Source organism: Streptomyces sp. NPDC046870 (assembly GCF_040704595.1).
In the GTDB taxonomy this organism is placed as follows: domain Bacteria; phylum Actinomycetota; class Actinomycetes; order Streptomycetales; family Streptomycetaceae; genus Streptomyces; species Streptomyces argyrophylli.
In genome coordinates this window covers 56730-69852 of record NZ_JBEYXM010000013.1, presented here as the reverse complement: position 1 = coordinate 69852, position 13123 = coordinate 56730, and the positions used below count along the sequence as shown (strand labels likewise).

Sequence of the window (13123 nt, the reverse complement as noted above, 5' to 3'; positions counted from 1 at the left end):
CTAAGACCGGTTCCGGCGAGTGGGCATGCTCCATGTGGGAGTTTTCGGCGACCCCCCTTGTCCGCCGTGGACATAGCCCGGCCGGGCGGGTACGGCTCCTTCCGGCCGCGTAAGCGGTGAACTCCCCCTGCCGGGGCGTTAGATTGACTCGCTGACGACGGACGGAACGGCTGGTCAGGGGGCAAGGTCGATGGACAGTGACGCGCCGCGCGACACCCGCGGCACCCACGCGAACCCGCTACCGCGGCCTATGGCGGCGCCGGACACGCCCGCGCCACCCCAGGGCGGGCCATCCGCCCCTCATGGCAGCGGCTTCCCACCTCACCCTGGTCCCACCGTGCCGCCACGGCCGACGCGCGCACCGGACGTGTCGGGCGCCGGCGGCCGTCCCTCGTACGCCCCGCCCGCTCAGCCCCACCGCTCGCCCGTCGCCGACTGGGTCGACGAGCCGCGGCCAGAGGCCGAACCCGGTATCTGGCGTCACGGCTACCGCCTGCCCAAGGTCGCGCGCGAAGGGCAGCGCCTCGCCCCGGTCACCATCGTCGGCTTCCTCGTCCCACTGGTGGCGGGGCTCCTGCTGTGGTCACTGTGGCGGCACGGCAGCGTCCCCTACCAGTGGGCCGTCCTGAAGCTGTTCACCCCCGACGACTGGTGGTGGGCCGGAACCACGTCACCGAAGGGTTACCAGGGCGCGGAGGCCATCACGGTCGCCGACGGCGTGTTCTTCGCGATCCTCGTCTTCGCCATGGCGCGCCTGGGCAGCTGGTCCGATCTGATCCGGCATGTCGTCACCCGCCGTCCGCAGCCGGCGCGCGCCCTGATCGCGGCCCTCGGCGCGCTCATCGCGCTCGCCTTCGTCTTCCCCAGCGCCTTCGGCGTCGGCTGGAACGCCCTGCCGGTGCAGGACCCGTTGTTCTCCCTGATCGTCCTGATCACGGGTGACTACACGGTGTTCGGGTCCAAGCTGCTGACGGACGGGCTCTACACGCTCATCACGCTGCTCGTGCTGTGGCCCTTCGCCCGGGTCGGCGGCTGGTGGTCATTCGCCACGGAGACGATCGCGGCGCGCGGCCGGGCGAAGGCTGCCGCCGCCCAGGCGGCCGAGCCGGCCGTCGACCGGCGCCCGTCGTCCTGGCCGGAGCTGCGGGAGGCCGGTCAGCACCAGGCCGCGGACACACTCACCGCGGAACTGCGCGACGGCCGGATGAACGACGTGGACTGCGCCCGGATCAGTCACATGTGGACGGTGTCCCGGGCCCGGGCGCGGCTCTCCTCCTTCACCGAGACGGTCCTGCGCGACGGCGCCGCCGCCTGGACCCACCCCTCCGGCGACCGCGATCTGTCGGGCCGCTCCGCCCGGCACGACCTGCTGGCCGGGCAGGTTCGCATCGGGCGATGGGCGACCGGCGACCGCACGCCCCCGGCCTACGGCGGAGCGGGGGCGGCGCTCGGGCCTGACACCCTCGGGACCTCGCTGTTGGCTGTGGGCCCTTCCGGTTCCGGGAAGACGCGCCATCTGATCGGGCCCGTCGTCGAGTCGCTCGCCCTGCAGGCCCTCGCCGGGCAGTGCGCGGTCGTCGCCGTCTGCGCGGCCGGGACCCCGCTGGGCCCGGACTCCGCCTACGACGTCGTCGTACGCCTCGGCGACCCCGCGTCCGTGTACGACCTGGACCCGTACGCGGACTCCCACGACCCGGACGAGGCGGCGGCCTTCCTGGCGGAGGGACTGGCCGGTGATCTGGACACGGTCAGCACCCAGCGAGCCGCCACCGCACTGGCCCAGCTCCTCGGTCCGTACCGGGCGGCGTACGGACGCTTCCCGACGCTGCCGCTGCTCCGGGAACTACTGGAAGGCGAGCCCTCGGTCCTCAGCGCACTGCGCGCCGCGCTCCCGGGCGACGAGCACACCGCGATGCGCCGCGAGCTCGACGCGCGTGTCCGGCAGTCGGGCAGCGCCGGCGATCCCGGCCCGGTCCTGGCCGACCGCCTGGCCGTACTGGACCGGCCGGCGTTCGCCGAATTCCTCGGTGCTGACCGAACAGCGGCCCGGCCGTTCTCGCTGCGCGCCATCGCCCACCATCCGCTGCGGGTCCGGATCGACCTGCCCGACCGCGGACACGACGAGGCGGCCCGGCTCATCACCCGGCTGCTTCTCGCGCAGTTCGGCGCCGTGGCGATGGCGGGCGAACGCACCCACTTCGCCTGCCTGGTCCTGGACGACGCCACCGGCGCCGTGACAGCGGAATCGGTCCGGCGCGTCCAGCGTCTGCGGTCCCGCAACGCGGGTGTGGTGCTTGCCCTGCGTACCGTCGGGGACGTCCCCGAGACGCTGCACGGCCCGCTGTACGCGGCCGTCGGCTGTCGCATGGCCTTCTCCGGAGTCACCACCTGGGACGGCAGCCGGTTCGCGGACGCCTGGGGCACGCAGTGGGTCGAGACACGGGACGTGGCCCGGCACACCGTCTTCGCGGACCAGCCGATGACCCGAGCGATCCATGCCTTGCGCAAGCTGGTGACCGGCAAGGCGGTGACGACCGAGGCCGTCACCGTGCGGCAGGTCGAGCGGGAGCGGTGGTCGGCTTCCGAGTTGGCCCACGGGGTGCCGCCGGGGCATGCCGTGTTGTCGCTGACCACCGTCGAGGGGGAGCACGCGCCGCCGTTGCTGGTGGACCTGCGGGGGTGAGAGGCCAGCGCGGCCTCGTACGGTGAGGCAGAATCGGGGTGGGCCGTTCATACACGGCGGCCAAAAGATCACCGGGATCGACGGATCTCCCTCACCGTGAAGGCCCCATGCCCCCGACTCTCGCCTCGCTCGTCCACCATTCCGCGCTCAAGCTGACCGTGCGCGCGGGCGAGGACCGTCTGGACGTGCCCGTCCGCTGGGCGCACGTCAGCGAGCTGGCCGACCCCGTCCCCTACATGGAGGGCGGCGAGCTGCTGCTGATCACCGCGCTCAAGCTGGACGCGGAGGACCCCGAGGCCATGCGGCGGTACGTGCGGCGGCTCGTCGGCGCGGGCGTGGTCGGACTCGGCTTCGCCGTCGGGGTCAACTACGAGGAGATCCCGGACGCCCTCGTCGACGCCTGCGCGCAGGAGGGGCTGCCGCTGCTGGAGGTGCCGCGCCGCACCCCCTTCCTCGCCATCAGCAAGGCCGTCTCCGCGGCGATAGCCGCCGACCAGTACCGGGCCGTCACCGCGGGCTTCGCCGCCCAGCGCGAACTGACCAGACAGGCGCTGAACGCCGGCCCGGAAGGGGTGCTCACCGCGCTGTCCGCCCAGGTGGACGGCTGGGCCGCGCTGTACGACGCCTCGGGCGCCGTCGTCGCCGCCGCGCCGGAGTGGGCCGGCCGCCGCGCCGCCCGGCTCACCGCCGAGGTGGAACGGCTGCGGGAGCGGCCCGCGCCCGCGTCCTCCGTCGTCGGCGGCCCCGAGCACGAGGACCGGGTGGAGCTGCACAGCCTCGGCACCGGCCGTCGCCCGCGCGCCGCGCTCGCCGTGGGGACGGCCGCCGCGCTCGGCACCGCCGAACGGTACGCCGTCCACTCCGCCATCGCCCTGCTCACCCTCACCACCGAACGTTCCCGCTCGCTGCACGCGGCGGAGCAGCGCGTCGGCGCGGCGGTGCTGCGCATGCTCCTCGCGGGCGAGCCCGACCATGCCCGGGCGGTCGCCGGTGACCTGTACGGCGAGCTGCTGGACGCCCCGTTCCGGATGATCGTCGCCGAGTCCGGCTCCGGTCCGGCGGGCGAACCGCTGGGCGAGCTCGCGGAGACCGTGGAGAGCGCGGCGGCGCGGGCCGGGGAGGCCGTGCTGGTCGTTCCCGAGGGGGAGCGGCTGGTGGTGCTGGCCGCCGACCGGGGTGCGGCGGTGGCCGCGTGCGTCGATCACGCGGCGGCGCGGGAGGCCGACCGGGCGGCGGCCGAGCAGGGACGGGCGGAGGAGGACCCGCTGGTCGTCGGCCTGTCCGCGCCCGCCGGGCCGATCGCGGCGGCGGCGGCCTACAAGCAGGCCGAGCAGGCGCTGTCGGTGGCGCGGCGGCGGGGGCGGGTGTTCGTGGAGCACGAGCAGCTGGCCGCCGGGTCCGTTCTCCCGCTGCTGGCGGACGACGCGGTGAAGGCGTTCGCCGACGGGTTGCTGCGGGCGCTGCACGAGCACGACGCCACCGGCCGGGGTGACCTGGTCGCCTCGCTGCGGGCGTGGTTGTCGCGGCACGGGCAGTGGGACGCGGCGGCGGCCGACCTGGGGGTGCACCGGCACACCCTGCGGTACCGGATGCGCAGGGTCGAGGAGATCCTGGGGCGCAGCCTGGACGATCCCGATGTGCGGATGGAGCTGTGGCTCGCCCTGAAGGCGACGTCCACGGAGTAGTGCGGAAGCGGCCCGCGGTGATGCGGAGCGCCGAGTAGTCCAATCAGTAGTGCCCGGTCCGCCCACTGCTACGACTCGGACAAACGCCCCCCGGCCGCCCCCGCCCTACCGTGGAGCACGCAAGCCAAGCGACACACCTCCAACGCGGAAGGGCCGGGACTCGTACATGACTTCCACCCATGCCTTCTGGCTCGCCGGCCGCCAGGCCACCGGCGAGGACACCTTCGACGTCACGTCCCCGTGGGACGGCCGGCTCGTCGGCAAGGTCAGCGTGCCGACCGATGCCCAGGTCGAGGAGGCCGTGGCCGCCGCGTACGCCGTCCGCGATGACTTCGCCGCCACCCCGGCGCACGTCCGCGCCGCCGCTCTGGACCACGTCAGCAAGCGGCTGGCCGAGCGCACCGAGGAGATCGCCCAGCTGATCTCCGCCGAGAACGGCAAGCCGGTCAAGTGGGCCCGGGGCGAGGTCGGCCGTGCCGTCTCCGTGTTCCGGTTCGCGGCCGAGGAGGCTCGCCGGTTCAACGGCGGCGAGGCCCAGCGGCTGGACACCGACGCCGGCGGCCAGGGGCGGCTGGCGCTCACCCGCCGCTTCCCGAAGGGTGTCGTGCTCGGCATCGCGCCGTTCAACTTCCCGCTGAACCTGTGCGCCCACAAGGTCGCCCCGGCGATCGCCGCCGGCACCCCGATCATCCTCAAGCCGGCCCCGGCCACCCCGCTGTCCGGCCTGATCATCGGCGACCTGCTCGCCGAGACCGACCTGCCGGCCGGGTCGTGGAGCATCCTGCCGGTGCCGAACGACAAGATGCCCGCCCTGGTCCAGGACGAGCGCCTGCCCGTCATCTCCTTCACCGGTTCCGAGAAGGTCGGTTACGCGATCATGGACTCGGTGCCGCGCAAGCACTGCACGCTGGAGCTGGGCGGCAACGGGGCCGCGGTCGTTCTCGGCGACTACGCCTCCGACGCCGATCTGGACTGGGCCGCCACCCGCATCGCGACCTTCTCCAACTACCAGGGCGGCCAGTCCTGCATCTCGGTGCAGCGCGTGATCGCCGACGCCTCCGTGTACGACCGGCTGCTGCCGCGGATCGTCGCCGCCGTCGAGGCCCAGGTCACCGGTGACCCGTCCGACCCGAAGACCGACGTCGGCCCGCTGGTCAGCGAGGACGCGGCCAAGCGCGTCGAGTCCTGGGTCAAGGAGGCGGTCGAGGCCGGCGCCACCCTGCTCACCGGCGGTGACCGTGACGGCGCCTCCTACGCGCCGACCGTGCTCACCGACGTACCGGCCGGTGCGACCCTCTCCTGCGAGGAGGTCTTCGGGCCCGTCCTCACCGTGCAGAAGGTCGACGGCGAGGCCGAGGCGTTCGCCGCGGTCAACGACTCCAAGTACGGCCTCCAGGCGGGCGTGTTCACCCACGACCTCCAGGCCGCCTTCCGGGCCCACCGCGCCCTGGAGGTCGGCGGTGTGGTGATCGGCGACGTCCCGTCCTACCGCGCCGACCAGATGCCGTACGGCGGCGTCAAGCAGTCCGGTGTGGGCCGCGAGGGCGTGCGGTTCGCGATGGAGGACTACACCTACGAGCGCGTGCTGGTCCTCACCGGTCTCGCGCTCTGACCTGCCACGGACAGGTCGGGAACGGAACGGCCGCAGCCCACTGTGCGGGGGCTGCGGCCGTTCGCCGTTCTGCCTCGCCGAGGCAATCCGGAAGGGCCGCGCCGACGTACACGAACTAGGGCCGCATCCCTGAGGGAGGAAGGAGGGCCACCATGCGAGCATCACGCGCGAGGCGCCTCTTCGCGGCGTCCGCGGCCGGCCTGGTGATGGCCGGCGGCGCCGCGATCGGTGCAGCAGGCACGGCTTCGGCGGCAGCCCCCGCCGTGCCCACCCGGGTCACCGACGACTGGTGCTGGGGCAACAACGGCTGGAACTGCTTCGACCACCGCTTCGACCACGGCTTCGGTCATCGCTTCGACCACGGCTTCGATCACGGCTTCGGTCATCGCTTCGACCACGGCTTCGACCACGGCTTCGATCACCGTTTCGGCAACGGAGGCACCGTGATCGTCGTGGTCCGCTAGCGGTGACGGGGCACGTCCCCGCACCCCGCCACCCCGAAGGGGCCCGGCACCGCTGTCTTCCGGTGCCGGGCCCCTTCCTGGTGCCGGGGTTCTGCGGAGCCTCAACCGGCGTTCGGGCAGGAGGGCGGGCGAAGGCGTCCCCCGCAGGGGCCGGGCCCGGCGGGTGGTCAGGGCGCGGCCGGCGCCGGTCCCGAACTCGCCCGTGCGGTCAGCTCGGGGGTGAGCAGGACGACCTCGTCGCCGCCCCGCCCGTCCAGCTTGGCCACCAGGTGCTCCACCGCCTGCCGGCCCATTTCCTGGGCGGGGATGGCGACCGAGGTCAGCCGTACCGAGGCCTGGACAGCGACCTGGTCCGGGCAGATCGCGACCACGGACACGTCCTCGGGCACGGCCCGGCCCTGCTGGCGCAGCAGCGCGAGCAGCGGTTCCACCGCCGACTCGTTCTGCACCACGAACCCGGTCGTCCCCGGACGCTCGTCGAGGATCCGGCCCACGGTCAGCGCGAGGGCGTCGTAGCCGCCCTCGCACGGCCGGTGCAGCACCCGTACGCCCGTCTCCCGGGCCCGGGAGCGCAGGCCGTCCAGGGTGCGCTCGGCGAAGCCGGTGTGCCGCTCGTAGACCGCCGGGGCCTCGCCTATGACGGCGATGTCGCGGTGGCCGAGACCCGCCAGATGCTCCACGCACAGCGCGCCGGTCGCGCTCCAGTCCAGGTCCACGCAGGTCAGCCCGGCGGTGTCGGCGGGCAGGCCGATGAGGACCGAGGGCTGGCCGGTCCCCCGCAGAAGCGGCAGCCGCTCGTCCTCCAGCTGGACGTCCATCAGGATCATCGCGTCGGCGAGACCGCTGCCGGTCACCCGGCGCACCGCGTCGGGCCCCTCCTCGCCGGTGAGCAGCAGGACGTCGTAGCCGTGCGCCCGGGCCGTGGTGGCCACCGCGATGGCGATCTCCATCATCACCGGCACGTACATGTCGGTGCGCAGGGGGACCATCAGCGCGATGATGCTGGACCGTTTGCCGGCCAGGGCGCGGGCACCCGCGTTCGGGTGGTAGCCCAGCTCCCGGATGCTCTGCTCGACCCGCTGCCGGGTGGTCGCGGAGATGGACCGCTTGCCGCTGAGGACGTAGCTCACCGTGCTCGCCGAGACCCCGGCGTGCTGAGCGACCTCGGCGAGGGTGACCATCCGGCTCTCCAGATTTTGTGAAGCGCTTCGACACGGCGCATTGCGGACAAGGTGGGTAAGGGTAAGACAGACACTAGCTCCAGGCAGGGTGGGGTGTCCATAGGCTGTCGAAGCGCTTCGACTCGCCCGGTGGGCCTTTCGGCCGTTCGCGCGCGAGGGGTGGTGGCGTCGGCCCGTTTCGGGTACCAACGATCCAGTAGCACTGGTCGGTAACGAACGGTCCCATTCGTCCCTCTTCGCGGCGAGGTGAGCCTGTATGTCCGCCACCACCACCCCACGCACCACCGTCACCGAGCGCGAGGCCCGCCAGGTGGCGGAGGCCGCCCGGCAGCAGGACTGGCACAAGCCCAGCTTCGCCAAGGAGCTCTTCCTCGGGCGCTTCCGGCTCGACCTCATCCATCCCCACCCGCTGCCCGACGACGAGTCCGTGCGGCGCGGCGAGGAGTTCCTGGCGAAGCTGCGCGCGTTCTGCGAGACCGCGATCGACCCCGCCCGGATCGAGCGCGAGGCCCGCATCCCCGACGAGGTCGTGGCGGGCCTGAAGGAACTCGGCGCCCTCGGCATGAAGATCGACCCCAAGTACGGCGGCCTCGGCCTCACCCAGTTGTACTACAACAAGGCCCTCGCCCTGGTCGGCTCCGTCAGCCCCGCCGTCGGCGCGCTGCTCTCCGCCCATCAGTCGATCGGCGTACCGCAGCCGCTCAAGATGTTCGGCACCCAGGAGCAGAAGGACGCCTTCCTGCCCCGCTGCGCCCGCACCGACATCTCCGCCTTCCTGCTCACCGAGCCGGACGTCGGCTCCGACCCGGCCCGCCTCGCCACCACCGCCGTACCCGACGGCGACCACTACGTGCTCGACGGGGTGAAGCTGTGGACCACCAACGGGGTGGTCGCCGACCTGCTCGTCGTCATGGCGCGCGTGCCGAAGTCCGAGGGGCACAAGGGCGGCATCACCGCCTTCGTCGTGGAGGCGGCGTCCGAGGGCGTCACCGTCGAGAACCGCAACGCCTTCATGGGGCTGCGCGGCATCGAGAACGGCGTCACCCGCTTCCACCGGGTGCGGGTCCCGGCGGCCAACCGCATCGGCCCCGAGGGCGCCGGGCTGAAGATCGCCCTCACCACCCTGAACACCGGCCGGCTGTCGCTGCCCGCCATGTGCGCTGGAGCCGGCAAGTGGTGTCTGAAGATCGCCCGCGAGTGGGCGGCCGAACGCGAGCAGTGGGGCAAGCCGGTCGCGCTGCACGAGGCGGTCGGCGCCAAGATCAGCTTCATCGCGGCCACCACCTTCGCCCTGGAGGCCGTGCTCGACCTGTCCTCGCAGATGGCCGACGAGGACCGCAACGACATCCGCATCGAGGCCGCCCTCGCCAAGCTCTACGGCTCCGAGATGGCCTGGAGGATGGCCGACGAACTGGTCCAGATCCGGGGCGGGCGCGGCTACGAGACGGCCGAGTCGCTGCGGGCGCGCGGCGAGCGTGCGGTGCCGGCCGAGCAGATCCTGCGCGACCTGCGGATCAACCGCATCTTCGAGGGCTCCACGGAGATCATGCACCTGCTCATCGCACGGGAGGCCGTCGACGCCCATCTCTCGGTCGCCGGTGACCTGATCGACCCCGACAAACCGCTGTCCGCCAAGGCGAGGGCGGGCGCGAACGCGGGCGTGTTCTACGCCAAGTGGCTGCCGAGGCTGGTCGCCGGGCCGGGGCAGCTGCCGACGGCGTACGGCGAGTTCAAGCACGGCATCGACCTCTCCGGACACCTGCGCTACGTCGAGCGCACGGCCCGCAAGCTGGCCCGGTCCACCTTCTACGCCATGTCCCGCTGGCAGGGCCGGATGGAGACCAAGCAGGGCTTCCTCGGCCGGATCGTGGACATCGGCGCCGAGCTGTTCGCGATGAGCGCGGCCTGCGTCCGCGCCGAGCGGCTGTGGCGCGAGGGCGAGCACGGGCGCGAGGCCTACCAGCTCGCCGACGCCTTCTGCCGGCAGGCCCGCATCCGGGTGGACGAACTCTTCGCCCGGCTGTGGACCAACACCGACGACCTGGACCGCAAGGTGGTCAAGCACGTCCTCGCGGGTTCCTACACCTGGCTGGAGGAGGGCATCCTCGACCCGTCGGGGGAGGGGCCGTGGATCGCGGACGCGACCCCCGGCCCCTCGGCCCGCGAGAACGCCCGCCGTCCCTTCGGGAGCTAGGGCCTCTCGTTTGGATCAGGCCGGATGCCTAGCAGTACTTGTCGCTCGGGTCCCGCGTCGTCCAGGAGCAGGTGTCCACCTTGCTGCCGCTCGCCTTGGTCAGGGTCGCCGTGTCCTTGTCGTTGTTCCAGACGTAGGCACGGCGGTCCTGGTACTTGTCCGACGCGGTGTCCGAGCCGCTGCCGGTGTGCACCTTCAGGTACTTCCCGGCGCCGATCCTGACGTTGCCGAAGACGTACTTGTGGTTGGAGGCGTCCTTCAGCACCCACCCCTTGAGCGAGACCGCCGAGCCACTGGTGTTCTTCAGCTGCACCCACTCGGCGTTCAGGCTCTTGTTCGAGCGGTTGTCCGTGCCGGGGCTGTCGAACCACACGTGGTGGATCCGCACGCCGCCGGCGGCCTCGGCCGGGGTGCTGAGCAGGGTGCCGGTGAGCAGGGCCGCGCCGGCGAGGGCGGGCAGGGCGGCGCGTATGCGCACAGTACGCATGGAGAGATCCCCCCAGGATGTCGTCCGCGAAGTGGTGGCCGGGCCGGTCGGCGACCGGCCAGGACTGAAGTGTTATCACATGATCTTCACCACGTGTTCACAGTTCCGCTGAACGCGCCCGCCCGGGGGACGCGCTGTCCGGGCCGTCACCGCGTGCCGCCACAATGGGGGGATGACCGACAGTCCCGCCCGTCCGGCCCCCCTCGCCGACCCGCACCTCGTCTACGACCCCGCCCCCGGCGGCGGCCCCAAGGACGTGGTGATCCTCGGCTCCACCGGATCCATCGGCACCCAGGCCATCGACCTCGTGCTGCGCAACCCCGACCGCTTCCGGGTCACCGCCCTGTCCGCGAACGGCGGCCGGGTGGCGCTCCTCGCCGAGCAGGCGCGCCGGCTGCGGGTGCGGACCGTGGCGGTCGCCCGCGAGGACGTCGTCCCCGCGCTGCGCGAGGCGCTCGCGGCCGAGTACGGCGGCGGGGAGCCGCTGCCCGAGATCCTCGCCGGAGCGGACGCGGCGACCGAGGTCGCCGCCTCCGAGTGCCACACGGTGCTCAACGGCATCACCGGCTCCATCGGCCTCGCGCCCACCCTCGCCGCGCTGGAGGCGGGCCGCACCCTCGCGCTCGCCAACAAGGAGTCGCTGATCGTCGGCGGCCCGCTGGTCACCGCGCTGGCGAAGCCGGGCCAGATCATCCCGGTGGACTCCGAGCACGCGGCCCTCTTCCAGGCGCTCGCGGCCGGCAGCCGGGCCGACGTCCGCAAGCTGGTCGTCACCGCCTCCGGCGGCCCCTTCCGCGGCCGGACCAGGGACGAACTGGCACACGTCACCGTCGCGGACGCCCTCGCCCACCCCACGTGGGCCATGGGCCCGGTCATCACCGTCAACTCCGCGACCCTGGTCAACAAGGGACTGGAGGTCATCGAGGCCCACCTCCTCTACGACCTTCCCTTCGACCGCATTGAGGTGGTCGTGCACCCGCAGTCGTATGTCCACTCGATGGTCGAGTTCACCGACGGATCCACGATCGCCCAGGCGACGCCCCCCGACATGCGCGGGCCCATCGCCATCGGACTGGGCTGGCCCGAACGGGTCCCGGACGCGGCCCCCGCGTTCGACTGGACCAAGGCGTCCACCTGGGAGTTCTTCCCGCTGGACGACGAGGCCTTCCCCTCGGTGAACCTCGCCCGGCACGTGGGGCGGCTCGCGGGCACGGCCCCGGCGGTGTTCAATGCCGCCAACGAGGAGTGCGTCGCGGCCTTCCTGAGCGGCGCGCTGCCCTTCAACGGGATCATGGATACCGTCACCCGGGTGGTGGAGGAGCACGGCACCCCGGTCACGGGAACCTCGCTCACGGTGTCGGACGTCCTCGAAGCGGAGACCTGGGCGAGGGCCCGGGCCCGCGAACTCACAGCCACGACGGCGACCGCGGAGGCGCGTGCATGACGACCTTGATGTTCATCCTCGGCATAGTGGTCTTCGCGGTCGGCCTGCTCGTCTCGATCGCCTGGCACGAGCTGGGGCACCTGTCCACGGCCAAGCTCTTCGGCATTCGCGTGCCGCAGTACATGGTCGGCTTCGGCCCGACCATCTGGTCGCGCAGGAAGGGCGACACCGAGTACGGCATCAAGGCGATCCCGCTCGGCGGCTACATCCGCATGATCGGCATGTTCCCGCCGGACGACCAGGGCCGGGTCTCCGCCCGCTCCACCTCCCCGTGGCGCGGCATGATCGAGGACGCGCGCTCGGCGGCCTTCGAGGAGCTCCAGCCCGGCGACGAGACGCGCATGTTCTACACGCGCAAGCCGTGGAAGCGGGTCATCGTCATGTTCGCCGGCCCCTTCATGAACCTGGTGCTCGCGGTCGCCCTCTTCCTCACGGTGCTGATGGGCTTCGGCATCCAGAAGGAGACCACCGTCGTGGAATCCGTCTCGCCCTGCGTCATCGCGCAGAGCCAGCACCGCGACAGCTGCAAGAAGTCCGACCCGTCGTCACCGGCCGCGCAGGCCGGCATGAAGGCGGGCGACAGGATCGTCTCCTTCGACGGCAGGCCGACCGAGGACTGGAACACGCTCTCGGACCTCATCCGGGACAGCGCCGGGAAGGACGTCTCCTTCGTCGTCGACCGTGACGGCCGGGACGTGACCCTGCACGCGAAGATCGCCACCAACCAGGTCGCCAAGAAGGACGCCGGCGGCAACTACGTCGACGGCTACGTCAAGGCCGGCTTCCTCGGCTTCAGCCCCGCCACCGGCGTGGTCAAACAGGACTTCGGCGAGTCCGTGACCTGGATGACCGACCGGGTCGGCGACGCCGTCGACTCCCTCGTCGCCCTGCCCGGCAAGATCCCGGCCCTGTGGGACGCGGCCTTCGGCGACGGCCCGCGCGAGCAGGACTCCCCGATGGGCATCGTCGGCGCGGCCCGGGTCACCGGCGAGATCGCCACCCTGGACATCCCCGCCTCACAGCAGCTGGCCATGTTCGTCTTCGTGCTGGCCGGCTTCAACCTCTCCCTGTTCCTGTTCAACATGCTCCCGCTGCTCCCGCTCGACGGCGGGCACATCGCGGGCGCCCTGTGGGAGTCGCTGCGGCGCAACCTGGCCCGGGTGCTGCGCCGCCCGGACCCCGGACCGTTCGACGTCGCCAAGCTGATGCCGGTGGCGTACGTGGTCGCCGGGATCTTCGTCTGCTTCACCGTCCTGGTGCTGATCGCCGACGTCGTGAACCCGGTGAAGATCTCCTAGGGCCTCTCGTTTGGATCATGCCGGGCTCGCGGGCCCTGGCACCGCTCCCTGATCCGGCCTGATCCAAACGAAAGA

General features: G+C 72.3%; 9 protein-coding genes. 7 read left to right on the top strand and 2 right to left on the bottom strand.

What is annotated here, in order from left to right:
• The first annotated feature begins 190 nt into the window (after positions 1-190).
• The 4 genes from AB0946_RS25655 (at position 191) to AB0946_RS25640 (ending at position 6444) form a co-directional block, all read left to right on the top strand.
• On the top strand, positions 191-2683 hold the full coding sequence (locus AB0946_RS25655) for an ATP/GTP-binding protein (protein WP_366763007.1): 2493 nt from the start codon (positions 191-193) through the stop codon (positions 2681-2683).
• A gap of 107 nt (positions 2684-2790) precedes the next feature.
• Positions 2791-4368, top strand: a complete 1578-nt coding sequence (locus AB0946_RS25650) for a PucR family transcriptional regulator (protein ID WP_366763006.1) — start codon at positions 2791-2793, stop codon at positions 4366-4368.
• Positions 4369-4534: 166 nt separating this feature from the next.
• On the top strand, positions 4535-5980 hold the full coding sequence (locus AB0946_RS25645; RefSeq protein ID WP_366763005.1) for an aldehyde dehydrogenase family protein: 1446 nt from the start codon (positions 4535-4537) through the stop codon (positions 5978-5980).
• A 152-nt stretch (positions 5981-6132) separates the two neighbouring features.
• Positions 6133-6444, top strand: a complete 312-nt coding sequence (locus AB0946_RS25640; RefSeq protein ID WP_366763004.1) for a hypothetical protein — start codon at positions 6133-6135, stop codon at positions 6442-6444.
• A gap of 167 nt (positions 6445-6611) precedes the next feature.
• Here AB0946_RS25640 and AB0946_RS25635 read toward each other — a convergent pair whose 3' ends face one another.
• Positions 6612-7625, bottom strand: coding sequence for a LacI family DNA-binding transcriptional regulator (locus AB0946_RS25635; RefSeq protein WP_366763003.1), 1014 nt, complete (start codon positions 7623-7625; stop codon positions 6612-6614).
• A gap of 256 nt (positions 7626-7881) precedes the next feature.
• Between AB0946_RS25635 and AB0946_RS25630 the strand changes: the two genes are divergently transcribed.
• Positions 7882-9819, top strand: a complete 1938-nt coding sequence (locus AB0946_RS25630; protein ID WP_366763002.1) for an acyl-CoA dehydrogenase family protein — start codon at positions 7882-7884, stop codon at positions 9817-9819.
• Between the two features lie 28 nt (positions 9820-9847).
• Here AB0946_RS25630 and AB0946_RS25625 read toward each other — a convergent pair whose 3' ends face one another.
• A complete protein-coding gene (locus AB0946_RS25625) occupies positions 9848-10306 on the bottom strand; it encodes a lamin tail domain-containing protein (RefSeq protein ID WP_366763001.1) in 459 nt (152 codons plus the stop codon).
• Positions 10307-10478: 172 nt separating this feature from the next.
• Between AB0946_RS25625 and dxr the strand changes: the two genes are divergently transcribed.
• Positions 10479-11750, top strand: coding sequence for a 1-deoxy-D-xylulose-5-phosphate reductoisomerase (dxr, locus tag AB0946_RS25620; protein ID WP_366763000.1), 1272 nt, complete (start codon positions 10479-10481; stop codon positions 11748-11750).
• Positions 11747-13048 carry a site-2 protease family protein gene (locus tag AB0946_RS25615; protein ID WP_366762999.1) on the top strand — a complete coding sequence of 434 codons (1302 nt, stop codon included), beginning with the start codon at positions 11747-11749 and terminating at the stop codon, positions 13046-13048. Before dxr ends, AB0946_RS25615 begins: the two co-directional genes overlap by 4 nt.
• Positions 13049-13123: the final 75 nt, after the last annotated feature.

Excerpts from the sequence above, each read along its gene's own strand:
- AB0946_RS25655 (WP_366763007.1), top strand. The coding sequence starts at position 191 with ATGGACAGTGACGCGCCGCGCGACACCCGCGGCACCCACGCGAACCCG.
- AB0946_RS25650 (WP_366763006.1), top strand. The coding sequence starts at position 2,791 with ATGCCCCCGACTCTCGCCTCGCTCGTCCACCATTCCGCGCTCAAGCTG.
- AB0946_RS25645 (WP_366763005.1), top strand. The coding sequence starts at position 4,535 with ATGACTTCCACCCATGCCTTCTGGCTCGCCGGCCGCCAGGCCACCGGC.
- AB0946_RS25640 (WP_366763004.1), top strand. The coding sequence starts at position 6,133 with ATGCGAGCATCACGCGCGAGGCGCCTCTTCGCGGCGTCCGCGGCCGGC.
- AB0946_RS25635 (WP_366763003.1), bottom strand. The coding sequence starts at position 7,625 with ATGGTCACCCTCGCCGAGGTCGCTCAGCACGCCGGGGTCTCGGCGAGC.
- AB0946_RS25630 (WP_366763002.1), top strand. The coding sequence starts at position 7,882 with ATGTCCGCCACCACCACCCCACGCACCACCGTCACCGAGCGCGAGGCC.
- AB0946_RS25625 (WP_366763001.1), bottom strand. The coding sequence starts at position 10,306 with ATGCGTACTGTGCGCATACGCGCCGCCCTGCCCGCCCTCGCCGGCGCG.
- dxr (WP_366763000.1), top strand. The coding sequence starts at position 10,479 with ATGACCGACAGTCCCGCCCGTCCGGCCCCCCTCGCCGACCCGCACCTC.
- AB0946_RS25615 (WP_366762999.1), top strand. The coding sequence starts at position 11,747 with ATGACGACCTTGATGTTCATCCTCGGCATAGTGGTCTTCGCGGTCGGC.